The 24,717-nt window shown below is 72.0% G+C and carries 25 protein-coding genes; 9 read left to right on the forward strand and 16 right to left on the reverse strand.

The features are described 5' to 3' along the window. Positions 1-18 precede the first annotated feature (18 nt). Positions 19-906 (reverse strand): hypothetical protein, encoded by an 888-nt coding sequence (locus E5082_RS09185; RefSeq protein ID WP_229918806.1) that lies wholly within the window; start codon positions 904-906, stop codon positions 19-21. Between the two features lie 291 nt (positions 907-1,197). Here E5082_RS09185 and E5082_RS09190 point away from each other — a divergent pair, with 291 nt between their 5' ends. Further along, positions 1,198-2,382, forward strand: a complete 1,185-nt coding sequence (locus E5082_RS09190; RefSeq protein WP_135790793.1) for a D-alanyl-D-alanine carboxypeptidase family protein — start codon at positions 1,198-1,200, stop codon at positions 2,380-2,382. A gap of 4 nt (positions 2,383-2,386) precedes the next feature. Here E5082_RS09190 and E5082_RS09195 read toward each other — a convergent pair whose 3' ends face one another. From E5082_RS09195 to E5082_RS09210, 4 genes are all read right to left on the reverse strand, one after another. Next, positions 2,387-3,403, reverse strand: coding sequence for an asparaginase (locus tag E5082_RS09195; RefSeq protein ID WP_135791196.1), 1,017 nt, complete (start codon positions 3,401-3,403; stop codon positions 2,387-2,389). Positions 3,404-3,429: 26 nt separating this feature from the next. Further along, positions 3,430-4,188 carry a FadR/GntR family transcriptional regulator gene (locus tag E5082_RS09200; RefSeq protein WP_135790794.1) on the reverse strand — a complete coding sequence of 253 codons (759 nt, stop codon included), beginning with the start codon at positions 4,186-4,188 and terminating at the stop codon, positions 3,430-3,432. Between the two features lie 117 nt (positions 4,189-4,305). Then, positions 4,306-5,142, reverse strand: a complete 837-nt coding sequence (locus E5082_RS09205) for an undecaprenyl-diphosphate phosphatase (protein WP_135790795.1) — start codon at positions 5,140-5,142, stop codon at positions 4,306-4,308. Between the two features lie 223 nt (positions 5,143-5,365). Next, the gene (locus tag E5082_RS09210) at positions 5,366-5,650 is read right to left on the reverse strand and encodes an ArsR family transcriptional regulator (protein ID WP_135790796.1); all 285 of its coding nucleotides are present in this window, start codon (positions 5,648-5,650) and stop codon (positions 5,366-5,368) included. Between the two features lie 233 nt (positions 5,651-5,883). On the opposite strand from E5082_RS09210, the gene E5082_RS09215 reads away from it, so the two are divergent. Next, positions 5,884-6,285, forward strand: a complete 402-nt coding sequence (locus E5082_RS09215) for a MarR family winged helix-turn-helix transcriptional regulator (protein ID WP_135790797.1) — start codon at positions 5,884-5,886, stop codon at positions 6,283-6,285. Between the two features lie 180 nt (positions 6,286-6,465). Here the strand turns inward: E5082_RS09215 and E5082_RS09220 are convergent, their stop codons facing one another. The 4 genes from E5082_RS09220 to E5082_RS09230 all read right to left on the reverse strand — a co-directional run bounded on the left by E5082_RS09220 (position 6,466) and on the right by E5082_RS09230 (position 9,095). Then, positions 6,466-6,870, reverse strand: a complete 405-nt coding sequence (locus E5082_RS09220) for an SseB family protein (RefSeq protein ID WP_030804053.1) — start codon at positions 6,868-6,870, stop codon at positions 6,466-6,468. A gap of 32 nt (positions 6,871-6,902) precedes the next feature. Next, positions 6,903-7,166: a hypothetical protein gene (locus E5082_RS33550; protein ID WP_341869149.1), complete on the reverse strand. Its 264-nt coding sequence runs from the start codon at positions 7,164-7,166 to the stop codon at positions 6,903-6,905. Positions 7,167-7,207: 41 nt separating this feature from the next. Continuing rightward, positions 7,208-7,525, reverse strand: a complete 318-nt coding sequence (locus E5082_RS33555; protein WP_308437503.1) for a hypothetical protein — start codon at positions 7,523-7,525, stop codon at positions 7,208-7,210. A 64-nt stretch (positions 7,526-7,589) separates the two neighbouring features. Next, on the reverse strand, positions 7,590-9,095 hold the full coding sequence (locus E5082_RS09230) for a purine-cytosine permease family protein (RefSeq protein ID WP_135790798.1): 1,506 nt from the start codon (positions 9,093-9,095) through the stop codon (positions 7,590-7,592). Between the two features lie 236 nt (positions 9,096-9,331). Between E5082_RS09230 and E5082_RS09235 the strand changes: the two genes are divergently transcribed. The 3 genes from E5082_RS09235 to E5082_RS09245 all read left to right on the forward strand — a co-directional run bounded on the left by E5082_RS09235 (position 9,332) and on the right by E5082_RS09245 (position 12,326). Then, on the forward strand, positions 9,332-9,985 hold the full coding sequence (locus tag E5082_RS09235; RefSeq protein WP_135790799.1) for a biliverdin-producing heme oxygenase: 654 nt from the start codon (positions 9,332-9,334) through the stop codon (positions 9,983-9,985). Positions 9,986-10,070: 85 nt separating this feature from the next. After that, positions 10,071-10,532: a MarR family winged helix-turn-helix transcriptional regulator gene (locus E5082_RS09240; RefSeq protein ID WP_135790800.1), complete on the forward strand. Its 462-nt coding sequence runs from the start codon at positions 10,071-10,073 to the stop codon at positions 10,530-10,532. A gap of 72 nt (positions 10,533-10,604) precedes the next feature. Then, complete coding sequence (locus E5082_RS09245) at positions 10,605-12,326, forward strand: MFS transporter (RefSeq protein WP_135790801.1); 1,722 nt, start codon at positions 10,605-10,607, stop codon at positions 12,324-12,326. Between the two features lie 47 nt (positions 12,327-12,373). Here E5082_RS09245 and E5082_RS09250 read toward each other — a convergent pair whose 3' ends face one another. Beyond that, complete coding sequence (locus E5082_RS09250) at positions 12,374-13,081, reverse strand: FAD binding domain-containing protein (RefSeq protein ID WP_135791197.1); 708 nt, start codon at positions 13,079-13,081, stop codon at positions 12,374-12,376. 207 nt (positions 13,082-13,288) lie between these two features. Then, positions 13,289-14,077, reverse strand: a complete 789-nt coding sequence (locus E5082_RS09255; RefSeq protein WP_135790802.1) for an SAM-dependent methyltransferase — start codon at positions 14,075-14,077, stop codon at positions 13,289-13,291. 311 nt (positions 14,078-14,388) lie between these two features. Here E5082_RS09255 and E5082_RS09260 point away from each other — a divergent pair, with 311 nt between their 5' ends. The 4 genes from E5082_RS09260 to E5082_RS09275 all read left to right on the forward strand — a co-directional run bounded on the left by E5082_RS09260 (position 14,389) and on the right by E5082_RS09275 (position 20,180). After that, a complete protein-coding gene (locus tag E5082_RS09260) occupies positions 14,389-16,749 on the forward strand; it encodes a transglycosylase domain-containing protein (protein ID WP_373310008.1) in 2,361 nt (786 codons plus the stop codon). Positions 16,750-16,823: 74 nt separating this feature from the next. Beyond that, a complete protein-coding gene (locus E5082_RS09265) occupies positions 16,824-18,098 on the forward strand; it encodes a polysaccharide deacetylase family protein (protein ID WP_167514021.1) in 1,275 nt (424 codons plus the stop codon). Positions 18,099-18,294: 196 nt separating this feature from the next. Beyond that, positions 18,295-19,407, forward strand: coding sequence for an amidase domain-containing protein (locus E5082_RS09270; protein WP_135791199.1), 1,113 nt, complete (start codon positions 18,295-18,297; stop codon positions 19,405-19,407). Between the two features lie 146 nt (positions 19,408-19,553). Further along, positions 19,554-20,180 (forward strand): pyridoxamine 5'-phosphate oxidase family protein, encoded by a 627-nt coding sequence (locus E5082_RS09275; protein ID WP_135790804.1) that lies wholly within the window; start codon positions 19,554-19,556, stop codon positions 20,178-20,180. A gap of 80 nt (positions 20,181-20,260) precedes the next feature. Here the strand turns inward: E5082_RS09275 and E5082_RS09280 are convergent, their stop codons facing one another. The 5 genes from E5082_RS09280 to phzG are packed head-to-tail and all read right to left on the reverse strand — an operon-like array spanning position 20,261 to position 24,715. Further along, positions 20,261-21,085, reverse strand: coding sequence for a class I SAM-dependent methyltransferase (locus E5082_RS09280; protein WP_135790805.1), 825 nt, complete (start codon positions 21,083-21,085; stop codon positions 20,261-20,263). A gap of 56 nt (positions 21,086-21,141) precedes the next feature. Beyond that, positions 21,142-22,533: an aldehyde dehydrogenase family protein gene (locus E5082_RS09285; RefSeq protein WP_135790806.1), complete on the reverse strand. Its 1,392-nt coding sequence runs from the start codon at positions 22,531-22,533 to the stop codon at positions 21,142-21,144. Beyond that, complete coding sequence (locus E5082_RS09290) at positions 22,533-23,642, reverse strand: phenylacetate--CoA ligase family protein (RefSeq protein ID WP_135786804.1); 1,110 nt, start codon at positions 23,640-23,642, stop codon at positions 22,533-22,535. The genes E5082_RS09285 and E5082_RS09290 overlap by 1 nt, the downstream gene beginning before the upstream one ends. Before the next feature lie 21 nt (positions 23,643-23,663). Next, positions 23,664-24,047 (reverse strand): VOC family protein, encoded by a 384-nt coding sequence (locus E5082_RS09295; RefSeq protein WP_135790807.1) that lies wholly within the window; start codon positions 24,045-24,047, stop codon positions 23,664-23,666. Positions 24,048-24,076: 29 nt separating this feature from the next. Next, the gene (gene phzG / locus E5082_RS09300; RefSeq protein ID WP_135790808.1) at positions 24,077-24,715 is read right to left on the reverse strand and encodes a phenazine biosynthesis FMN-dependent oxidase PhzG; all 639 of its coding nucleotides are present in this window, start codon (positions 24,713-24,715) and stop codon (positions 24,077-24,079) included. Positions 24,716-24,717: the final 2 nt, after the last annotated feature.

Raw genomic sequence — 24,717 nt, forward strand, 5'->3', positions numbered from 1 at the left:
GGTGCCGAGTGAGTCCTCTCAGTTCTTCAGGCGGTCCAGGGTGTTGCGGGTGTCCGTCTTCAGCCAGTCGGAGATCTCGTCGATCTTCGGGGGGTCCTTGTCGGGGTCGTACGAGGAGAGGTAGGCGCTGTAGCTCATCGTGTAGGTGACCCAGCCGTCGCGGACGGCGAGGGTGGCGTAGCGGGAGCCGGCGGAGGTGCCGCTGGTGGTGTCCTGGGTGACGAGGTACGCCTCGTCGCCGATGCCCTCGACCGCGCCGACGTCGTAACCGGTGTGCGCGCGCTCGTAGTTCTTCCAGGTGGCGGTGAACTCGGGTGCCGGGTCGGTCTTCTTGTGCAGGTCGACCTGGATGGAGAGGTAGGCGTCGGCGTAGGAGGAGCCGGATTTCTTCAGGCTCGCGCTGCAGTGACTCTCGTCCAGCGCACGGTCCTTGAGGGAGCTGTGGGTGGGGCTGGAGTCGCTCGCGGTGTACTCGTCCTTGAAGGAGCCGTAGTCCGCGCGGGAGCAGAGGTCGGAGGGGGCCGTGTAGCCGCGCAGGTCGGCCGCGTTCACCGCGGCGCCGATCAGGAAGACACCGGCCGCCCAGGCGGCGGAGGCCACGACCGCTCCGACGACGGCCCAGAGCACGGCCCGTCCGGCGGCACCGCCTCCGCCGGCCGTGTGCGGGACGGGCGGGGGCCCGTACTGCGGGGGCTGGGCGTAGGGGTTCCCCGGCTGGGGTCCGGCGGGCATCGCCGGCGGCTGGAAGGGGCCCGGCGGGGGCGACTGCGGGACCGGCGGCGCGGACTGCGGGTTCGGGTAGGGGTACGCGGTCGGCTGGGGCGGGACGGAGGGCGGCTGCGCGGGCGGTCCGGGCTGCGGCGGCCGGTCGGCCGGCTGCGCGGGCTGCTGCGGTGGCGTGGACATGTCGTGACGATAGGGCACAGTACGCGCACACGTATCCCGCCCGACCGGGATCGTTACGGCATCCGGACACTGGTCATGGGGACCGGGCACGTGGGGCGCCGCACCATGTGGCACCCCACCACGTCGCTCCGCCACACGTCAGGACATGCAGGGGTGCGTTCACAGCACACCCACCGCGACCACTCAGGGCGCACCGCCCCATGGACCCCGAGTGTGGCATCCGGGTTGCTCGGGTCAGCCGTCCGGCGCGGGCAGCTCGCCGCACCTCGCCGACCTTCCTACGTTGATCATATGAGCACCGGATTCTCACGTCGGGCGACCGTTTCCGTCTGTTCCCTGTGCATGGTGGGAGCGTTGGCCCTCGCGCCCGCTGCCGCCGCCACCGGAAGCGGCGGGGAACCCGCGCCGCCCGCACCACGGGCGGCCGTCCCGCAGCCGTCCCTGCTCTACGGCTCGGGCATCCGGGTGCGCCCGCGCGCCGGTGCCCCGGAGACACCGCAGCTCTCGGCGCTCTCCTGGCTGGTGGCCGACGCCGACAGCGGCGACGTGCTCGCCGCCGACGGGGCGCACCGCAAACTGCCGCCCGCGAGCACCCTGAAGACCCTGTTCGCCCTGACCGTCCTGCCGACGCTGCCCGCGACCCAGCAGCACAAGGTGAGTTACCAGGAACTGGCGGACGTCGGCGAGGGCAGCAGCCTGGTCGGTGTGGAGGAGGGCCACACCTACCAGGTGGCCGACCTGTGGCGCGGGGTGTTCCTCAGCTCCGGCAACGACGCCGTGCACGTACTGGCGGCCCTGGACGGCGGTGTGGACACCACCGTCGCCAGGATGCAGACCAAGGCCCGCACACTCGGCGCGATGGACACCCACGTCATCTCCCCGGACGGCTACGACGCCCCCGGCCAGGTGTCCTCGGCGTTCGACCTGGCGGTGTTCGGCCGGGCCGGGCTGCAGAACCCCGACTTCGCCCGGTACTGCTCCACCGCGCAGGCGGAGTTCCCCGGCGACGGCTGGCCGTTCGCCATCGAGAACACCAACCGGCTGCTGAGCGGCGAGGACGGCGTCGTCCCGTATCCCGGCATCATCGGGATCAAGAACGGCTACACGAGCAACGCGGGCAACACCCTGGTCGCCGCCGCCCGCCGGGGCGGCCGCACGCTGGTGGTCACGGTGATGAACCCTCAGGAGGGCGGCGGACTCGCCGTGTACGAGGAGGCGCGCCAACTGCTGGACTGGGGCTTCACCGCGGCCGGACGGGTGGACCCGGTGGGCTCGCTGGACGGGCTGCGCGCCACCCCGGAGCCCACGCACTCCGCGATCCCCGTCGCGGCCGCCGTCGCCCCGGCACCGGACGACGACACCGACTGGACGCGGACCGCGACCATCGCCGGCATCGTCGTCCTCGGCGCGGCCGGCGTCACCCTGGCCTTGCGCAGCAAGAGCGGCAAGGACACCGGGAGCGGCACCAGAGCCTGACGGGTCAGGAGGCGAGGTCCAGCGCCGGCACCGTACGCACCGCTCCCACCGGCCGCCCCCCGCCCAGCAGGGGCGCGCCCGCGAACTCCGTGAGGAGGGCCGGGTCGATCCCGGCGCGGGCGAGGGCGGCGGCGACGACGGGGACGCGGGCCCGGTCGGCGCCGTCCGCGATCTTCACGGCGATGGCGCGGCCGTCGGGCAGCGCGGCCACCTGAACGCCCTCGAAGCCGTCCTTGGCGAGCAGGCCGGGCACGGCCCGCATCAGGGCGGCCACGTCACGGCGGACTCCGGAGGCCATCTCCGCGTGCTCGCGCATCGCGTCCGCCACGCGGGCCTCGGGCGTGCCGTGGGCGGCGGTGGTGATGCGGGCGAGGGCGCGGGCGAGGCCGTGCAGGGAGACGGCGAACAGGGGCGCGCCGCAGCCGTCGACGGTGACGTGCGCGATCCGCTGGCCGGTGAGGTCCTCGACCGTCTCGGCGACGGCCCGCTGGAGGGGGTGGGCCGGGTCGAGGTAGTCGTCCAGGGACCAGCCGTTGAGCTTCGCGGTCCACAGCATGGCGGCGTGCTTGCCGGAGCAGTTCTGCGCGAGCCGGGACGGGCCCCGGCCCTCGCGAACCCAGCTGTCGCGGACGACGGGGTCGAACGGCATGTCGGGGGTGTTGCGCAGCTCGGCCTCGGCGAGTCCGGCGAGGTCCAGGATGCGCCGGGTGCCGTCGAGGTGACGTTCCTCGCCGGAGTGGCTGGCGGCGGCCAGGGAGAGCAGGTCGCCGTCGAGGGGCAGGCCCGCGCGCAGCATGGCGACGGCCTGGAGGGGCTTGAGAGCGGAGCGCGGGTAGAAGGCGGCCTGGGTGTCGCCGAGCCGGAACCGCACCTCGCCGTCGGCGCCGAGAACGACGACCGAGCCGTGGTGGACGCCCTCGATCACACCGCCGCGCACCAGGTGGACGACGGGGGCGTGGCCCGGTTCGCGCAGGACGGGGGCGCCCAGGAGGGAGCCGGCCCGCGTCGCTGCCGGGGTCACGGGGTCGGAGATGGCCTGGACATGGGTCACGCGTCGGCTCCGGTGGTCTCGGGGCCGCCCGGCAGGGGCAGCGCCGGGGGTGTGGCGGTGCCGGTGGGGCGGACGATTCGGGTGAGGGTCGTGGCGACCCGGTCGAGATGGTGGGTCATGGCGGCGACGGCATCGTCCTCGGAGCCCGCCGCGAGCGCGTCGACGACTGCGCGGTGCTCGCGGTCGGACTGCTCGCGACGGCCGCCCAGTTCGGTGAGGAAGGCCGACTGGCGGGCGAGGGCGTCGCGGATCTCCTCGATCACCTTGCGGAAGACCGGGTTGTGGGCGGCCTCGGCGACGGCGAGGTGGAAGAGGGTGTCCATGGCGACCCAGGCGGCGGTGTCCGTCTCCCGCCCCATGCGGTCCAGGAGCAGGGTCAGCCGGTCCAGGTCCTCCGGGGTACGGCGCCGCGCGGCGTACCCGGCGACCGGGACCTCGACGTGCCGGCGGACCTCCAGCAGGTCGCCGGCCGTGTAGTCACCGAAGGTGGGGTCCTGCACGGCGTCGGCGACGACGAACGTGCCCCTGCCGGTACGGGAGACCGTGAGCCCCATGGTGTGCAGGGCGCGCAGGGCCTCGCGGACGACGGGCCGGGAGACCTCCAGGGTGCGGCACAGCTCGGCCTCGGAGGGCAGCTTGTCGCCGATCGCGTACTCGCCGCGCTCGATGGCGGCGCGGAGGTGGCCGAGGACCGCTTCCAGGGCGCTGACGCGTCGGGGGGCCGGACCACCTGTCTGGCTGTCTGACAGGTTCACCGGGCGATGGTGCGGTCTGAGGCCAGAACCTGTCAAGGCGTGACGATCCGGGACGCCGACGGGGTGCGGACGCCCGGCTCGTCCGGACGTCCGCACCCCGTGCGGTGGCCGCTCGCCTCAGTTGCTGAGCGTGCCGGTGGCCAGCAGGCCGATCAGCGCCACGCCGACGACGATCCGGTAGATCACGAAGGCGTTGAACGAGTGCTTGGCGACGAACTTGAGCAGCCAGGCGATGGAGGCGTAGGCGACGACGAAGGAGACGACGGTGCCGACCGCCAGCGGGGCGGCGCCCACGCCGGCGCCCAGGGCGTCCTTCAGCTCGTAGACACCGGCGCCGGTGAGGGCCGGGATGCCGAGGAAGAAGGAGAGGCGCGTGGCGGCGACCCGGTCGAGGTCGAGGATGAGCCCCGTCGACATGGTGGCGCCGGAGCGGGAGAAGCCGGGGAAGAGCAGCGCCAGGATCTGCGAGCAGCCGACCAGCATCGCGTCCTTGAACGAGGTGTCGTCCTCGCCGCGCTTGTGGCGGCCCATCTGGTCGGCGGCCCACATGACGCCGGAGCCCACGATCAGCGAGCCGGCGACCACCCAGAGGGAGGCGAGCGGACCGTCGATCAGCGGCTTGGCCGCCAGTCCGACGACGACGATCGGGATGGTGGCCGCGATCACCCACCAGCCGAACTTGTAGTCGTGGTGGTAGCGCTCCTCGGAGTTGAACAGGCCCCGGAACCAGGCGCTGACGATCCGCTTGATGTCCTTGAAGAAGTACAGGAGCACGGCCGCGATGGCGCCGACCTGGATCACCGCGGAGAACCCGACCACGGACTTGTCGTCCACGGGGATGTGCATGAGCCCCTCGGCGATCTTCAGGTGACCGGTGGAGGACACCGGGAGGAACTCGGTCACCCCCTCCACTACTCCGAGGACGACGGCCTGGCCGACAGAGATGGCACTCATGGATTCCAGTTCTGGGGAGAGGGGGTCCGACGGCGGTGCGGACACGTCTGGGCGCGCCCGTACGGCACCGGCGCGGACCGCTCCGGAGCGCCGCCCGCGCGTACGGCAGCGTAGAGCCACCCGGGGTGTGGGACGGAACGCTGCGACCCGTGCTGCGGGCGGAACCCACCTTGCTCACAACGTCTTCTTACCGTGGGTGCCCGTATTGCCCGAGAAGTGAGGGTCACCAGTTCTTCTCGAAGAGCTGGGCCACTTCGGCGATCCGGGCCTCGTCGCGATGGTAGTAGGTGCGCAGCAGCCGGCGCCTGCTGCGCAGGAGGCCGAGGCGGGTGAGGAAGTCGAGATGGGCGGCGGCCGTACGGCGGGGCACGCCGAGCTTGGCGGCGACCGCGCGCGGGGTGACACCGGTGCCGAGGGGGTCGAGGCTCGACGGGGGAAAGTGGGCGGCCGGGTCCTTGAGCCAGTGCAGGACGGTCTGCCGTATCCGGCCCGAGGGAGTGCCCGTCATGCGTACACCTCCCTCCCCCGGCTTCTGGGCTGCTCGTGTCCCGTGGTCCCACTGTGGCGCAGGCGACGGTGACGCGTCCGGCTCTCGGGACGGGTTGTCCGGTACCCGACGGAGAGCGGCGCGGGTCGCGAGGAGGGGCGCTGAGGCCGGAGGGCGGGGTAGCCCGTACGGCGGCTTGCGTCGGCACTAGTTGCACAGTCAATGATTGGCTCGAACGGTGCTACCGTGCGGGTATGGCAGTGAAGACGGGCGAGGGCGCCCGGCTCGAAGAGCGTTGGCGGGACATCCTCGCGGTGCACGCGCGCACCATGTGCGAGATAGACCGCGCCCTGCATCCGCACGGCCTGGGGGCCAGCGACTTCGAGGTGCTGGACATCCTGTCCACGGAGACGCCCACCGAGGGCGACCACTGCCGGGTGCAGAATCTGGTCGGCCGGGTCCACCTCAGCCAGTCCGCGCTGTCGCGGCTGATCGGACGGCTGGAGAAGGAGGGGCTGGTCGAGCGCACGGTGTGCGCGGAGGACCGGCGCGGAGTGTGGGTCAGCCTCACCCGCCGGGGCCGCGAGCTGCACGCGGAGGTGCTGCCGCTGCAGCGGGGCGTGCTGGAGCGGATGCTGGCGGAGTCCTCGGACTGACGTCCGGTTCGCACATAGGCGCTGGGCGCATGAGCTCAGCCCACACAGGCTCAGCCCCCACACGCTCAGCCCACATGGACGCTGCCCACATGGGTGCGCCACACATAGGCGCGCCACATCCCCCCGGACCCACCCGTATGGCGAAACCGCCCTGTGCGGCTCCGCCATACGGCAGGCGATTCAGCGTGCCAGCAGCGAGCGCACGCCCTGCGAAGTCAGCGTCAGCCCGTGTTCCGAGCTGCCGTCGATAGTGAGCGACAGCTCCTCCTCGGGCCACTGCGAGGCGAGGGCGCCGAGCTGGATGAGGCGGTAGCGGGAGACGGAGGGCAGCAGCCCGGCCATCTCCAGTTCCGAGGTGAAGACGGGTACCACCTGCTCACCGCCGGGCTGCTCGAGCACCGGCAGGGCGACCATGGTGGAGTCGGCGCCCTCCGCGTCCACGGCCTCGTCCGGCATCGGGACGAGCACGTCGCTGTGCGCGAGGGTCTCAAGGGCGGCCTGGTCGTCGGTGTTGACGGCCAGCACGTCCAGCGCCTGCTGGGCGGGCGTCGGCGTCGGAAGGTCGTCGTGTGCGGGTGTCTCCATGGCACATCCCCAGGTAGTGCGGTCGTACGGGCTCACGCCGGACCGGGGCCCGAGCGCGCTCCCGGCCGCGTACCCATCCGGCCACGGACCATGCGCACAGGTTTCCAGCGGGCCGGCGCCCTTCCTGGGCGGTTCACCCGATCGGACGGCAGACTGTCACGCCCCCGCAGGGCCCCCTCGCCCAGCAGCTCGTCGACCGTGGTGACGCGGGCCAACGGCCGGTACAGGTCCAGCCCGTGCGGCGCCTTGGCGTGCGCCTCGTCGTCCACGCCCGCGCAGGCGTCGGCGACGACCACCAGCACCTCGACGCCCGCGTCGGCGGCGGCCGGGGCGGTGGTCAGGACACCACTCGGTGCTGACCCCGGCCGGCACCGGGCGCGAGGCCGGGACCCAGCCGGGCGGCCGGCTCCGGCGTCCACTTGCCGAAGGTCTCCGCGTCCAGGACCGGAGCGCCCAGGCCGGCGAACTCCGGCGTCAGCCGCCACAGCTCGGCGTCCGGCGGCTGAAGGACGAGGGGCCACTGGTCGTGACAGTCGCGCCAGAGCCCGGCGAGCCGGGCGGAGGCGAGGAACCGGGGAACACCACCCGGTCCCCGAACGCGGGCAGCAGCCGCGCCACCCCCGCGGCCGCCTCGGCGTGCCGCGGTGTGGCCCACGGACTGCCCGGGTCGGCGAAGACGCGCTGCATGTCGATGACGGGGAGCAGCCCGGGCACCGGCCTCACGCGCCGTACATCCCCTGGACCGGGGCCGGGCTCGGCGGGAGTGCCTCCTGGGCGCGGACCCGGTTCCGGCCCAGCAGCAGGGTGCCGAGGAAGGCAAGGGCCAGCGCGACGACGACACCGAGGTTGGCGTACGCCCACTGGCCGGCCCGGCCGCCGAGGCCGAGCGGGCCGAGGAGGTAGCCCTGCCAGCTCAGCCAGCGCGCGGCGGTGTTGGTGACCAGGCCCCAGCCGATCACGGTGGCGCCGACGGTGAGGACGAGGGGCAGGGCGGGGGCGTCGCCGTAGCGGCCGTCGGGGCGGAACAGGTCGCCCTCGTCGTAGTCGCGGTGGCGCAGCGCGAGGTCGGCGAGCATCACGCCGCACCAGGCGCCGATGGGGACGCCGAGGGTGGTGAGGAAGCCCATGAACTCGTCGAGGAAGGCCCCGCCGAAGAACACGATGTACACGGAGCCGGCGATCATCAGGACGCCGTCGACGAGGGCGGCCAGATGGCGGGGCATATGCAGTCCGGCGGAGAGCAGCGCGAGGCTGGAGGAGTAGATGTCCAGCACCGCGCCGCCGACCAGGCCGAGCACGGCGACCAGGGCGAAGGGGACGAGGAACCAGGTCGGCAGGATGGTGGTCAGCGCGCCGATGGGGTCGGCGGCGACGGCCAGGCTCAGCTCGTCGGAGGACCCGGCGAGCAGCAGGCCGAAGACCAGCAGGAGCAGCGGGGCGGCGGAGGCGCCGAGGGTGGTCCAGCCGATGACGCCAAGGCTGGACGAGGAGCGCGGGAGGTAACGGGAGTAGTCGGCGGCGGCGTTGACCCAGCCGAGCCCGAACCCGGCCATCATGAACACCAGCGCGCCGATGAACTGCTGGGGCGAGCCCGCCGGAATGGAGCTGACGGTCGACCAGTGGACGTGGTCGGCGACGAGGCCGACGTAGACCAGGGTGAGCACGCCGGTGATGACAGTGATCACGGTCTGCAGGCGCATGATCAGGTCGAAGCCCATGACGCCGCCGACCACGGTGAGCGCGGCGACCACGAGGAGGGCGACGGCCTTGGTCTCGGTGCCGCCGCCCCAGCCCAGGCGGCTGAAGACAGTGGCGGTGGCCAGGGTGGCGAGTGAGGCGAGTGCGGTTTCCCAGCCGACCGTGAGTATCCAGGAGATGAGGGACGGGAGGCGGTTGCCGCGCACTCCGTAGGCGGCGCGGCTGAGCACCATGGTGGGCGCGGAGCCCCGCTTCCCCGCCACGGCGATGAGGCCGCAGAGCAGGAACGAGGCGACGATGCCGAGGATTCCGGCCGCGAGGGCCTGCCAGAAGGAGATGCCGAAGCCGAGGGCGAAGGCGCCGTAGCTGAGGCCGAGAACGCTGACGTTGGCGGCGAACCAGGGCCAGAAGAGGTGGCGCGGGGTGCCCTTGCGGTCCGCGTCCCCGATGACGTCGAGGCCGTGGGTCTCCAGGTGGATCTGGCGGCCGTCGGCTCCGCTGTCCTGGGGGTGCTGCGGCTGCGTCATCGGCGACCTACCTGTCCTGACGTGTCGCGTCCAAGCTAGGCGGGTGGATGGAGGGGCGCAAGGAACGACCCGGCGTCAGCCGGTGGCCCTGACCGGGGCGTTTGGGCAGGAGAGGGTTGGCAGTCCTCGGGAATGACATTAGGTTGGGCCACCCTCATCATGTTGCCGACATCCGGTCGGCAAGGCGGCGGCCTCCGGTCGTGCGCGTGACCGTGAGCTCTGCCAGAGAGGCAGCCTTGTCGACACCGCCCTTCTCCTCGGTCATCCGCACCGCCAGCCAGGACCGGCACACCGAGGCCGAGCAGGCGCCGTTCCTGAACGATCTGCTCGGCGGCCGGTTCGGCATGGGCGCCTTCACCAGGTACACCGAGCAACTCTTTTTCGTCTACCGCGCGTTGGAGGATTCCGCCACTCTGCTGGAGGCCGATCCGATCGCGGGCCCGTTTCTGCGCCCGGAGCTGCGGCGGGTGGCCGGGCTGGAGCGCGACCTGCGGCATCTTCTGGGCGAGGACTGGCGCGACCGGGTGGCCCCGCTGCCCGCGACGGAGCGGTACGCGGCCCGCGTCCGCGAGGTCGCCGCGAGCTGGCCGGCCGGATATGTGGCCCACCACTACACCCGCTACCTGGGCGATCTGTCGGGCGGTCAGGTGATCCGGCGTATCGCGGAGCGGACCTGGGGGCTGGAGAGCAAGGGCGACGGCGTCCGCTTCTACGTCTTCGAGGGCATCGACAACCCGGCCGCCTTCAAACGCGAGTACCGCGCGCGGCTCGACGCGCTGCCGGTGGACGAGCTGGAGAAGCGGCGCGTGGTGGAGGAGTGCCGGTCGGCGTTCGCGCTGAACAACGCCGTCTTCACCGACCTCGGCACCCTCTTCCCGGCCACCGCCTGACCGGTTCCTCGGCGGACCCGGCTCCCCCGCTTCGCACCTCTCGGGAAGACTTGATTCACCGTACACGCATCTACATAATGCCCTTATGCATAAGCGGGTTATGGACAGCGGTCCCGCCGGAAGTTCCGGCGGGATCTCCGCCGAGGATCTGATGATCGCCGTGGAGCAGCTCGTCCGTCATGTGCGGCGCAGCGCCACGGCCGGTGGGCTCAGTACCGCCGCTTCCTCGGTGCTCGGGAGGCTGGGCCGCGAGGGGCCGCAGCGGCTTACCGAGCTGGCGCGGGCGGAGAACGCCACCCAGCCGAACATGACCCAGCTCGTCACCCGCATGGAGCGTGCGGGGCTGGTGCGGCGGGTCGCCGACCGCACGGACGGCCGGGGTGTGCTGGTGGAGGTCACCGAGCTGGGCGAGGAGGTGTTCCGGGAGCGCCGGGCCGAGCGGGCCGAAGCCCTGGGACAGCTTGTCGATGAACTGTCCGAGCCGGAGCGGCAGGCCGTGCGGGTCGCGCTTCCCGCCCTGGCCCGCGCGATACAGGAGCGTTCCTGAGCCATCCGTCGGATCTCTCCGGCGCCGCCACGGCAGGGCCGGGGAGAGCGACACGACTGGAGAGAAGCGGTAATGAGTGCACCGCGTGGAAGGGCCGCGAGCCCGTTCCGGCAGCCGAAGGCCGTCTGGGCCGTGGCGTTCGCCTGCGTGATCTCGTTCATGGGCATCGGGCTCGTCGACCCGATCCTGCCCGCCCTGGCCGACAGTCTGCACGCCACACCGAGCCAGGTGTCCCTGCTGTTCAGCAGCTATCTGATCGTGACGGCCGTCGCCATGCTGTTCGTCGGCTGGTTCTCCAGCCGGTTCGGCGCCAAGCGGACCCTGGTGGCGGGCCTTGCGGTCATCGTGGTCTTCGCGGCGCTGGCCGGGAGCACCGACTCGATCAACGGCATCGTCGGCTTCCGGGCCGGCTGGGGTCTGGGCAACGCCCTCTTCATCGCCACCTCGCTCGCCGTCATCGTCGCCTCGGCCAGCGGCGGCTTCGGCGGCGCGATCATCCTGTACGAGACCGCGCTCGGCCTCGGCATCGCCGTCGGGCCGTTGCTGGGCGGGGAGTTGGGGGCGATCAGCTGGCGGGGGCCGTTCTTCGGGGTGGCCGCGCTGATGGCCGTGGCGCTGGTGGCCACTCTGGCCTTCGTCCCCTCGATGCCGAAGCCCGCCCGGCCGACGTCACCCCTCGCCCCGCTGCAGGCGCTGCGCCACCGGGGTCTGCTCACGATGGGCATCATGGCGCTGCTCTACAACTGGGGCTTCTTCACCATGCTGGGCTACGCGCCCTACCCGATGAAGCTGAGCGCCCATGAGCTGGGCCTGGTGTTCACCGGCTGGGGTCTGCTGGTGGCGGCGTTCAGCGTGTTCTTCGCCCCGCGCCTCCAGGCCCGCTTCGGCACGGCGCCGGTGCTGTACGCCAACCTGCTGGGCCTCGGCGTCGTGATGGCGGTCATCGCGGCCGGGGTGGGCAGTCCGACGGTGGTCGTCGTGGCGGTCATCGCCTCGGGCTGCTTCATCGGCATCAACAACACCCTGACCACGCAGGCCGTCATGCTCGTCTCCCCCGTCGAGCGTCCGGTGGCGTCCTCGGCGTACGGCTTCCTGCGGTTCATCGGCGGTGGTCTCGCGCCGTTCGTCGCGGGCAAGTTGGCCGACGCCACGGATCTGAGTGTGCCGTTCTACCTTGGTGCGGCGACCTTCGTGCTGGCCATTCCGGTGCTGGCCAGCGGGCACGGGCTGCTGCGGAAGGCGGAGGAGCGGCCGGAGGAGGGGCCGGTCGTCACGCCCTCGCTCACCGTGGTCGGCGCGCCCGTGCAGGCGGGGGTGCCGCGGGTCATCGTGGCGGTCGGGGCGCACGGCGGGGCGCCGGCCATCGTGGAGGCGGCGGCGCGGTTCGCGCGGGAGACCGGCAGCCCGCTGGAGGTCGTGCACGTCCGGGAGACGGTCGTGGTGGAGGAGCACGCCGTGGAGCCGGAGGGTGCCGAGGAGGCACGGGCGGCCGTCTCGGCCCATCTCGCCCGGCTGGGCGCGCACGGGGTGACCGCGTCGGGGCAGGTGCTCACCAGCGTGGGCGACCATGCCGCCACCGGGCGGGTGCTGGCCGAGCACGCGGCGCGGGTGGGTGCGCGGGCGGTGGCGGTGGGCCGTTCGCCGCGCGGGCCACTGGCCCAGTTCGCGGACGGCAGCATCACCTCCACCCTCACCCGCGGCGCGCCCTGTGACGTGCTGTTGGTGGACGCGGAGTCGGTACCCCGGCAGTTGACCGAGGACGCGCTGGCGGAGCTTCGCGACAGCGCGGTCTGAGCGGCGTGCGGCCGGGGGGCCACGGCACGCGGCAGTGGCCCCCGGCTTCAGCGCGGCAGCAGCCCGTTGATCTGGTCGTGGACCGCCGTGCGGGCGGCCGGGACGTCGCTCAGGAGCGTCGGCCCGAGTGCCGACAGCGGTTCCTCGGGGTCGGTGCCGCACTCGGTGCTCTCGCTGACGACCTCGTAACCGTCGCGTACGGCGATGTTGAGCCGGAAGCGGCCCTCGCCGAGGGCGTGCAGGGCGGAGGCGACGACGAGGGGCGGCGGTCCGCCGGGCTCGCCCTCGTGCTTGCGGTAGGCGCTGGCCACGGGGGTGCGCCAGCGCAGACTGAGCAGGACGGGGCTCTTGGCGACGACCTCGGCCAGGTCGGTGTCGTACACCCCGGTGGAGGTGAGGACCGTGGCTCGGGTGTCCAGGACGAGGGCCGCCGGGAGGAGGCAGCGCAGGGTGCTGCCCGCGAGGTTGCCGCCGACCGTGGCCGCGCGGCGTACGGCGCCGGTGCCGACCGAGCCCGCCGCGCGGCGCAGCACCTCGGGTACGCGGTCGTCGACACGGTTGAGGACGACGGCGCCGCCCAGCTCCTCGGGGCCGAGGACGTTGGCCTCGGGCAGTTCGCGCAGTGACACGGCCTGGGCCGGGAACCCGTCGCGCTGCCAGGTGGCCCAGACCAGGGTGGCGCCGCCCACGGGCACGGCTCCCTCGGCCAGGTGGTCCCGCGCTTCGGACACGGACGTGGGCAGACGCAGCAGCACTGTGGTCAACCTGCCTTTCCTCGGGGGTCCGGCGAACGGCCGCCTCCGCGGCCGGAGTTATTCTCGCCGCCTCCGGAGGGGCGCGTACAGGGCTCACCGTCGCGCGCCCCGTGCGCCCACCCCGCCACCCCGCTGGACAGGCCCGCAGCCGTGTCACACGCACCCATTCTGCGGGCCCGGCTGATTGCCCGGCACACAGGGGGATTGCTAGGGGAGGCGCGCCACGCCCGCGTAGATCCCGCTCTTCTCGGCCGCCGGAACCTCGCCGTCCTTGAACCACTCGGTGGCCGTGACGAGGCCGGGCTCGACCAGTTCCAGGCCCTCGAAGAAGCGCGCGACGCCCGCGCGGTCGCGGAAGCCGAGCCGGATGCCGCCCTTGGCGTACTCGGCGGTGACCTGGGCCGACAGCTCCGGGAAGATGTCGGAGGAGGCGTGGGAGAGGACCAGGTAGCTGCCCGCGGGGAGGCTGGCGAGAAGGCTGGAGACGAGCCCGTACGGGTCCTGGTCGTCGTTGATGAAGTGCATCAGGGCGATCAGGGACAGGGCGATGGGCCGGTCGAAGTCGAGCGTCTGGCGGGCGTTCTTGATGATGGCGGCCGGGTCACGGACGTCGGCCTCCACGTACTGGGTGGCGCCCTCGGGGCGGCCGACGAGCAGCGCCTCCGCGTGCCGCAGCACGATCGGGTCGTTGTCGGTGTAGACGATCCGCGCGGTCGGCACGATCCGCTGGACTATCTGATGCAGGTTCGGCTCGGTCGGGATGCCGGTGCCGATGTCGAGGAACTGGTCGACGCCCTGCGCGGCGAGCCAGGCGACGGCGCGGTTCATGAAGGCGCGGTTCTGCCGGGCGGCGTCCCGCGCCTCGGCGGGCAGCCGCTCCCCCACCGCTTCGTCCACGGGGTAGTTGTCCTTGCCGCCGAGCAGCCAGTCGTACACCCGCGCGGGGTGCGCCGTGCTGGTGTCGATCTGCCGGGGGGCGGGGGTGCCGGTGGTCATGGGCGGGCTCCGTCATGATTCTGGCCGGTGCGAACACAGACGATCATCTAGTGGTGGTCGTCATTCTGCATGCGGGGCAAGGGAGTTGACCAGGTGGGTGACCGACGGCGGGCACCTGCCTGGCCGGGTGTGACCCATGACCGACCCTGGTCTCCAGGTTTCGAAAGTATTAGCTGATAATTTGTGAAGCTCGCGGGCAGACACGGGGCCAGGGGGTAACAATTTGGCCATCGGTGCCACCGTGATGGTCACCGATTCCGGCCGGTCCGTCTGCCCACGCGAGCAAGGCCGAGTGGGGAGGGAGACCTGTCGTGACCGAGGCAGGGCGGGGGGCGGACGCCGATGACGCCACGGGTGCCGCTGACGGCGCCGGGGGCGCCGACGGAGTCCGGCGTGGGCGTGGCCGGCGCGCGGCGCCGAAACGGGCCTGGGGACGCCGTGCCCAGGAGCCGGACCGGCAGGAGCCCCAGAACACCCCGGATGCGGCGGCGTTCGAGCCCGAGGCCACCATGCAGCTCCGGGTCGGCACCATCCGGCCCGACGAGACGATGCAGCTCAAGATCGTCGCGTTGGACGGCACCCGACCCGCACCGAAGCCCGAGCCGAAGGCCACCGAGGAGTCCCGCGCCCCCCATCCCTCCCGCGTCCTGGCGCCGCTGCTGACCGTCCTCGCCGTACTGCGCCGTCTGCTCGCCCCGGCCACCGCCAGGCTCTCCCCCTACGCCGAACTCGCCGCGCCGTACGTCCGCAAGCTGCGCCCGGAGTACCCGCGTCCGGGCCGGGAGGACTGGCGGCGCTGGCTGCCGTCCTGGCGGCAGTGGCTCGCGGGCTGGCTCGCCCTGGCCGGCCTCTCCGGCCTCTTCCTGACCGTGGCCTACGCGGCGACCGACGTCCCCACCAACCTCAACTCCTACGCCACCCAGCAGGACAACGTCTACTTCTGGTCCGACGGCACCCCGATGGCCCGGACCGGCTGGGTGCGCCGGCAGGCGATGCCGCTCAAGGACATCCCGGAGGGCGTGCGCTGGGCGGTGCTGGCGGCGGAGAACGAGAGCTTCTACTCCGACCCCGGCATCTCCGCCAAGGGCATCACCCGTGCCCTGTGGCGCACGGTCGGCCAGGGTGACACCGAGGGCGGCTCCACGATCACCCAGCAGTACGTCAAGAACGTCTATCTGAACCAGGACCAGAACCTGACCCGCAAGCTCACCGAGGCGATGATCGCCCTCAAGCTCGACAACCGGATGAGCAAGGACAAGATTCTCGAGGGCTACCTCAACACCAGTTGGTTCGGCCGCGGCACCTATGGCATCCAGCGCGCCTCGCAGGCGTACTACGGCAAGGACGTCAGCAAGCTGAACCCCAGCGAAGCAGCCATGCTCGCCTCGCTGCTCAAGGGCGCCGGCCTGTACGACCCCACGCTCAGCGCGGCCAACCACCGCCGGGCGGTGGAGCGGTGGTCGTGGATTCTCGACCGCATGGTCAAGATCGGCAAGCTCTCTCCGGCAGAGCGCGCCAAGTACACCAAGTTCCCGGAGCCGATCAAGACGCTCCAGATCTACGACACCGGCAAGCAGAGCGACTACCTGGTGGAGCTGGCGTCGCAGTACGCAAGGAAGAACGCCCATCTGTCGGACAAGGAGTTCGACCTCGGCGGGTACCAGATCTACACCACCTTCGACCGCAAGCGGGAGAGCGAGCTGACCGACGCGGTCACCAAGGCCCGCGAGGCAGCGCTGAAGAAGGACCCCAAGGCCGCGCGCACCGCGCACTACGGCGCCGCCTCGGTCGCCACCGACGGCCGGATCGTCGCTGTCTACGGCGGCCCCGACCACCGCAAGCAGGGCTACAACGAGTCCAACGCCACTACGGTGCCCGCTGGTTCGGCCTTCACACCCTTCGTCTACGCGGCGGGTCTCGAGAACGGTGTGCACAAGACCCGCGAGGGCCCGGCCACCCCGGTCACCCCGGAGTCCGTGTACAACGGCGACGACGCGGTGCCCGTCACCACCCCCGAGGGCCCCTACTGGGACCGCAGCGGCAAGAAGGTCGCCGCGCACAACGACGGCAAGCGCTCCTACGGCCCGGTCTCCCTGCGCCAGGCGCTCGCCCGCTCGGTGAACACGCCGTTCATGCAGCTCGGCATGGACACCGGGCTGGAGAACGTGAAGGCGACCGCGCAGGCGGCCGGGCTGCTGCCGTCCAGCTTCGGCCCGGCGACGCCCAACCTGTCGCTCGGCACCTCCACGCCCAGCACGATCCGCATGGCCAGCGGCTACGCCACCTTCGCGGCGGACGGCCGGCACACCGAGCCGTACTCGGTGCGCCGGGTCACCCGCAACGGCGCCGGTGTCCGCCTGGACGCGCCCGACCGGCGCCGGGCGGTACGCCCCGAGGTCGCCCAGCAGGTCAGCGAGGCCCTCGCGGACAACTTCCGCGCCTTCCATCCCACCGCCGCGGCGACCACCCCCGCCGCCGGAAAGGACGGGACCACCGACAAGGACACCGCGCTCTGGTACACGGGCACCCTCAAGTCGGTGTCGACCGCGATCGTCGTCTACCGCATCGACCTGGGCAAGAGCCTGGAACCGCTGCCGCTGGACGGTCTGGCCGGCACCCGTGAGAACAGCGTGCCGTTCGGAATCTGGTCGCGGGCCATGGGCGTGGGCTGAGCCCCCCGCCACCGCCGCCCGCCCCACCCCTTCCCGGCTCCTCAACCCGCAACCCGCCCCGGAGATCGATCCGTATGAAGTCGTCGAGCACAGGCCGCCGTCGCAAGGCACGCACCCCCGAGGGCCGCCGCGTGACGCGCCCCGCCGTCCTCGCGCTGGCCGTGCTGCTCGTGCTCGTCTCCACGGTCACGGGGTATCTGCTGCTCGACCACGAGGACGACACAGCCTCCGCGGTCTCCCCCGCCAAGGAGCCCGGCGCGTCCGCGGAGCCGGAGTGGGACGGGAAGACCAAGGTGCTCGGGGACGGCTCCACCTCCTACACCGGGCCGCAGCAGGGCACGTTGAAGCCCGTACGCCTCAAGCCCGGTGAGAAGCCGCCCCAGTTCGTCGTCTTCTCCTGGGACGGCGGCCTGGAGGGCAGCGACCATCTCTTCTCGCACTACCGCCGGCTGGCCAAGAAGTACAACGCCCACATGACGTTCTTCCTCACCGGCATCTACCTGCTGCCGAAGGCCAAGAAGGACCTCTACCACCCCCCGCAGCACTCCCCCGGCGCCGCCGCGATCGACTACGCCACCGACGAGCACATCCGCGAGACCGTGGAGCAGTTGCGCGAGGCGTACGAGGACGGCAACGAGATCGGCACCCACTTCAACGGGCACTTCTGCGGCGCCAAGGGCGGCGGCGACTGGAGTGTCGAGGAGTGGAAGAGCGAGATCGACCAGTTCTACTCGTTCGTGGAGCACTGGAAGTCCAACACAGGCTACAAGGACATCGACCCGCTGCCCTTCGACTTCAGGAAGGAGGTCACCGGCGGCCGGGCGCCCTGTCTGGAGGGCCAGAAGAACCTGCTGAAGGCCATCAAGAGCTACGGCTGGCGCTACGACGCGAGTTCCGCGGGCGACTTCCAGATCTGGCCGGCGAAGAAGGACGGCGTCTGGGACTTCCCGCTGCAGATGCTGCCGTACGAGTCCGGCAAGTACCAGGGCCTGTCCATGGACTTCAACTTCCTGTACAACCAGTCGGACGGCGAGACGCAGGGCAACGCGGCCGAGTTCCCCAAGTGGGAGCAGCAGACGGTCGATTCGTACATGGCCGGTTTCAACCGGGTGTACTACGGGAGCCGGGCGCCGCTGTTCGTCGGCAACCACTTCGAGGACTGGAACGGCGGCATCTACATGCGGGCCATCGACCAGGTGGTCAAGAACGTGTGCACCAAGAAGGGCGTGAAATGCGTGTCCTTCAAGGAACTGGCCGACTGGATGGACGTCCAGACACCCGAGACGCTCGCGCGGCTGCGCACCCTGGACCCCGCTCAGTCGCCTGACTGGTCGTCGGTCGTCAAGTGACCCGTGAAACAGTCTGGTTCCACTTGTGCATCCTGCCTTCACACCCGCCGCACACGGCGTGCGAAGATGCGTTCGCCCGGTCTCTGTCACCGGAGTCCCGGTCTGTGTACCGGCGTAGAGGGGAACATCATTGAAGTCAAGAAAATTGAGCCGTAAGCGGAGCCGCGCCACCATAATCTCGGCGGCGGCCGCCTCTGTGGTGGCGGGCGTCGCCCTGCTGCCGAACTGGAGCGCGGGCGCGGCGGTCACCGACGACCCGACCGTCGACACGGCGACCAAGGCGACCTTCCAGCGGCTGGCGGACGCGGTCTTCACCGACCGCACCCAGGCCCTGGTGGGCGGTGCTTCGGAGGACCGCGAGCAGCGGACCTCCGGTTTCTCCGGCGATGTGCGCCTGTCCGGCACGCAGTCGCGCCAGGAGGACTCCGCGCTCGACCAGTTGCGCGGCCGCAAGAGCCGTCTGGCAGCGCTGGGCGAGCAGTACAGCGCGGGCAGCACCAGCGTGAAGCTGGACGCCACGCAGGTCAAGGGACGGCGTGCCACGGTGGCCGTCACCGAGACCACGTCGCTCACGTACAAGAAGGTCACGGGCAACGAGCCCCCGACCACGGGGTTCCAGGCCCACCACGAGCTGACCTTCCAGGCGGACCGCGGTGGCAACTGGCAGCTCACGCGCATCAAGGACACCGACGAGGGTTACCTCGCGGTGAACCAGGTGGCGAAGCCCGAGGTCGCCAAGCCGACGGTGAAGGCGGACGACGGCCCGCCGGACGCGCCTCGCGCGGCCACCACGCGGCCGGCTCCGGCGAAGCCGAAGACCCTGACGGGTACCGGTTATGACTACAAGGCCATGACCGCGTACGCGACGAAGTACTGGAGCAAGTACAACACCGAGTACCCGGACTTCAACGGGGCCGGCGCCGGTGGTGACTGCACCAACTTCGTCAGCCAGGCGCTGAAGGCGGGTGGCTGGAAGCACGTTCCCGGTTACACGAACGACTTCCACAAGTGGTTCGGTACCGCCGACATCCAGTCGGACTCCTTCGTGGGTGTGAACGAGTTCTCCTGGTTCGCGCTGTCCTCGAAGCGGGTCACGAGCCTTGCGAATGTCTACCAGGCCGACATCGGCGATGTCATCCAGATGGACTTCAACAAGGACGGGTCCAAGGACCACACGATGATCGTCACCAAGCGCGACGCCCAGGGCGTGCCCTACGTGACGTACCACTCCACCAACACCTACAACCGGTCGGTGGCGAGCCTCGTCGCGTCCTACCCGACGGCGGCGTTCTACGCCTACCGCACCTGATGAGGTGACCGAGGACCCCCGCCCGGCAGCCCGCCGGGCGGGGGTCTTCGCGCGTCCGGACCCTGGTGGTCCTTTGCCGCGTGGCGGGCCGTGGATAAAGTCGGCCGTCGACCGGGTTCGGGTGGTGTGGGCTTCAGGGGGCGTGGATGAGCCGGTACGCGCGGTTGGCGTTCACCAAGAATGTGCGGGGTGTGCAGGAGGAGCGGGGCAGTGCGCAGGCGATGGCGCGGCTGCTGGCTCAGGACACCGAGGAGCCGGACCGGCTGGGGCCGGACGAGGCGGACTTCATCATGGCCCGCGACGGGTTCTACCTGGCCAGCACCGGGGAGGACGGCTGGCCGTACGTCCAGTTCCGGGGCGGCCCGCCGGGCTTCGTGCATGTGCTGGACAGCGGCACGCTGGCCTGGGTGGAGGTGCGCGGCAACCGGCAGTACATCACCGCGGGCAACCTCCGCTCCGACGACCGGGTCTCGCTGTTCTTCATGGACTACGCCAACCCCACCCGGCTGAAGATCTTCGGCCGCGCGGAGACCCGTGATCCGGCCGAATTCCCGGAGCTGCACGAGCGATTGTCCGATCTGCGCACCGACGGCCCGCTGGAGCAGCTCATGCTGATCCGGGTGGAGGGCCTGTTCTGGAACTGCCCCAAGCACATCACCCCTCGCTACTCGGAGCCGGAGCTGGCCGAGGCGCTGGAGCCGGTGCGGGAGCGGCTGCGGATGCTTGCGGAGGAGAACCTGGAGCTGCGGGAACAGCTCCGGGCGCGGGACTGAGGCGGCGCCGGCGGTCCACGGGCCGCGGCGGCGGAACCCCTCGGCGGGGTTCCGGCCGCCGCGTGCTCAGGGACCCGGCGTCACTGTGCGGCGAGCCGGGCGCGGATCAGCCACAGCCGGTTGGCGAAACGGCGCCCGCGCGGCTGGACGTCGTACGGCCAGCGACCCTCCCCCGCGCCGGGCTGGCCCGGCTCCTTCAGCGACTCGACCTCCCAGCCGTTGGCCTCCAGGAACGGCTCCGGCTCGTCGGTGCCGAAGATCCACGGCGTGCCGTCCTCCGCGAGCCGGTCGAGGAACGGCTTGGAGAAGGGGCTGCGCAGCAGGGTCCGGCCGAGGATGTCGAAGGCCAGGTGGCTGCCGGGCGCGGAGGCGGAGGCCAGCAGGCGCAGCAGCCCGGCGGCCTGCTCCTCGGTGAGGAAGAAGGTCAGCGCCTCGGCGACCCACAGCGTGGGCCGGGTCCGGTCGAAGCCCGCCGCCTCCAGGTCGGGCAGCCACTCCTTGGTGAGGTCCGCGGAGACCTCGTGGCGCCGCACGCCGGGCTTGGCACCCAGCGCGTCGAGGCGGCGCCGCTTCTCGGTGATGAGCGGGCCGTGGTCGACCTCGTAGACGTCGACGTCGTCGGGCCAGTCGAGCCGGAAGGCGCGGGTGTCCATCCCCGCGGCGATCAGCACGACCTGGCCTGTCGAGCCGTCCGCGAGCAGGTCGCGGATGGCGTCGTCCAGGAAGCGGGTGCGGATGGAGATGAACGGCAGCAGACCGCCGCCGACATAGCGGTCGATCAGCTCGAACCCCTTGGGCTCGGCGAGGTCGCGGGCCAGCGGGTCGACGTAGAGGGCGTCCTCGCGCTCGGACTCCAGGGCGCGGGCGGCGGCCATCCACTGTGCGGTGTACGAAACGGCGTGCATGGGTGTGGTGGTCCCTTCGACAAGTGCTCGATCTGGCAGGTCGGTTGGTGGGCGGCTCAGGTGCGGATGACCGCCTTGGTGCGCATCAGGAAGTCGCCGAGGAAGCCGTCGTGCGGCAGTCCGGGCGCGATGCGGTAGGTGGGGGTGTCGCCGACGTAGACATTGCCGATGGTGGGCTCGTCCAGCAGCCGGTCGATCAGTTCCTCCCGGGTGGTCAGGGCGGTGACGACGAGGCTGTCGCGCAGGACGGCCGTGCCGGCCTCGGGGGTCCAGGGCGCCACCCAGACGCAGGGGAAGGGCAGTTCGACGCCGAGCTGGGCCGCGTCGGGCCGGTCGACCTGGTGCACGGCGGGCCGCAACGCCGCACTGCCGTCTCCGAGTTCGGCCACGACCCCCTCCGCGCCCAGCCAGGGCCGGGTGCCCGCCGCCCGGTTGGCCAGATGGGCACCGAACGCACGTGCCGTGGCGACGGGCTGGACCGGCAGTACGGCCTTGTCGTCCTCCGGCGCGAGCGCGGGCAGCGCGCCGAGCCGTTCGGCGAGGGCGGCGCACAGCGGTTCCGGGTCGCCCTCCACGAGGACGGCGGTGGCGTTGACGCAGCCGGTGCCGCCGTGGTGGCTGACCGAGTCGACGATGGTGTCCAGGTGCTCACGCCAGTCCACGTCGGCGGTGACGAGGATCTTGGACCGGCCGGGCCCCTGGGTCAGCACCGCCGGGTCGGTCCGGTGGCGTCGGACCGCGTCGTCGCCGCCGTACACCATGCCGAGGTCGGCGCCGCGCAGCAGCTCGTCGGCCAGCTCGTGCCCGGTGGGCAGGAACGCCACCTGGTCCGGCCCGAGCCCGGCCTCGCGCAGCGCGGTGATCAGACGGTACGGGGTGAACGGCTCCCGGCGCGAGGGGCGGACGGCGACCCGGAAGCCGAGCGCCAGCGCCTCGGGCCAGAGGCTGTGGGTGCCGGGGTGGTTGCCGGCCGCGTTCACCGCGAACACCTCGCCGCGCCGGGTCCACACCGCGCGCCCGGCGCGGGTGAGCGGGTCCCGCCAGTCGTCGCGGGCGTCCACCGGCCTGGCCCGCCGCGCGCTGTCGTACGCGGCCGCCAGGCGCTCACCGATGGCGCGGGTCGCGGTGCGGACGACCCCGAGGGGCACTCCCCCGACCCGGCTGACGAGGTGCTCGTGCTCGGCGACGGTCAGCCCGCCCACCCGGCCGGTGGTGAACAGCTCGGCCGCACGGGCCAGTACGGCGGCCCGCCGGTCGGGGGCCGCAGGCTCGGCACGGCGCAGCGCGGTCAGCGCGCGGTGCAGGAACACTCCGGGCACCAGGCTGAGCTGGGCGACCGGCGCGCCGGAGACATCGGTGACCGTGAGCCGGTTGCGGGCGCGGTACGGGCCCCTCGGTCCGAGCGCGTCGAGCTGGGGCAGTTCCTCCTCTTCCAGCGCGGGCGGCATCAGTAGACCCCCTCGATGACCGTCTCGTTCTCGAAGGTGCCGACCGGCGCGATGTCGGCGACGGAGTCCCCGATCCCGCCCTCGGGCGGCCGGACGCGGGTGGCCAGGTCGCGTTCGAGGTTGTTGGGCAGCAGGAAGGACTTGCTGACGTGGTGGGCGACCACCCGCCCCCGCTCCCCGTAGGGGACGGGCCGGCCGGTCTCGGGGTCGACCACGCCGAAGGTGACCCAGGGGTCGAGCGTGTCGAAGACGCAGGGCCCGTCGTCGGGCAGGCCCGGCCGCTCCCCCGCGAAGCCGAGGATCATCGTGCTGCCGTAGTTGCCGCTGAGGACGGTGTCGGGGAAGACCTCCGTGCGGTACAGGTGGCGGGAGTCGGCGTCCATCTGGGTGCCGCCCCAGCGGATCGCCCGGACCTTGTCGTTGACGAGGTCGACCAGGTCGTCCCGGCGGGCCAGCCGCTCCAGCAGGGGCGGGGTGATGGTCATGACCCCGATGTCCTGGGTGCGCAGCACCTCGGCGGCCTGGTCGATCACGTGCTCCGCGTAGGCGCCCGCCTCGGGCCCCCGGCCCTCGGCGATGGTCCGCTTGACCCAGCGCGGGTCGAGGTCGACACGGAACCCGTACCGGCCGTGGGTGGCGGCGGAGCGCTGGAAGTACTCACCGACGATGTGCGGGCCGCCGGGCACCAGGCCGAGCCAGTCGGCGCCGCGCGGGAAGCCGTGCGCGTCGAGCGCCTCGTTGCTCCAGTGCAGGGTGCGCTCCAGCCAGTCCCGCAGCAGCACGACGCGCTTGGGGGCACCGGTGGTGCCGCCGCTCTCGTAGACCCCGATCACGTCGGGGCGGTCGCCGTAGCCGCGTGGGACGAGGTCGGCGGCGGGCACGTGCCGCAGTTCGGCGGCGACGTTGGGGAAGCGGGCCAGGTCGGCGTGGGTGCGGATGTCGCGGCGGGGGTCGAAGTCGAAGGCGGTGGCCCGCTTGAGCCAGAACGGCGATCCGGTGTCCGGGTCGAAGTGCCAGGCCATGGCGGCCTGGACGAAGGCGTCCGGGTCGGGGCGGGTGCCGTGCGGCGGTTCGAGGATGCGGTCGGTCTCGGCGATGTCCAGCGTCATGGCGCGTCCCAGGTCGGATGGTCAGGAGTGGGGTCCGGCGGCGAGGGCCACGGGGTTGCCGTCGGGGTCGGTGACATAGGCGATCCGCTCGCCCCACGGCATCTCCACGGGGTCGCGCAGCAACGGGACGCCGGCTCCGGCGAGTTCCTTCAGCAGGGTGTCCAGGTCGTCGACGAGGACGAACATCTCGAACCGGACCCCGGTGCCGAACGGCCTGTCGTACCGGGTGGCGGGCCAGTCGGCGGAGACGACGGCCAGCTCCGCCGTGCCGCGGGCGAGGGCGATGTACGTGGGCTCGCCCTCGGGCGGGTTCTGCCGCAGCCGGGTGAAGCCGAGCCGTTCGTAGAAGGCGGCGGTCACCGGGACGTGTGCGGCGAAGACCAGGGGAAAGGCGCGTTCCTGCATGGCGGGTCGGCTCCTGTCGTCGGGGGCGGTCATGGCTGGAGCCGGGTGACGTGCCAGTCGGCGCCGTCGCGCTCGTAGCGCAGCCGGTGGTGCATCCGGTCGGAGCGGGCCGACCAGAACTCCACCTCGTGCGGGACCAGCCGGTAGCCGGTGAACCGGGCTGGGCGGTCCAGGGCGGCGCCGGTGGCGGCCAGGGACTCGGCGGCGGCGCGCAGCGCGTCGGGGTCGGTGAGGGGCTCGCTCTGCTGGGACGCGGCGGACATGGCGTGCAGCGGGACGGGACGGGCGTGCCAGAGGGCGTCCGCCTCGGCCTCGCCGATGGGGACGGCCGGGCCGCCGATGCTGATCTGCTGGGCGGTCTCGCGCCAGTAGAGCAGCCCCGAGGCCCAGCCGGTCTCCTCGATGTCCCGGCTCTTGCGGCTGGTGCTGTGGGTGGTGAACAGCAGGCCCTCGTCGTCGATGCCGCCGAAGACCACGACGCGGGTGGAGGCGCGGCCGCGCTTGTCGGCCGTGGCCAGGGCGAGCGCCCTGGGCTCGCGCACTCCCTGCTCGACGGCCTGGGCCAGCCAGGCGCGGACCAGGCCCAGGGGCTCGGCCGGCGGGTCGTCGTACTCCGGGAAGCCGCGGTCGGTGCGGCCGGTGAGGCTCTCGAACTTGCTGCTGTTCATGC

This window comes from Streptomyces griseoluteus, from assembly GCF_004784465.1.
GTDB classification, from domain to species: Bacteria; Actinomycetota; Actinomycetes; order Streptomycetales; family Streptomycetaceae; genus Streptomyces; species Streptomyces griseoluteus.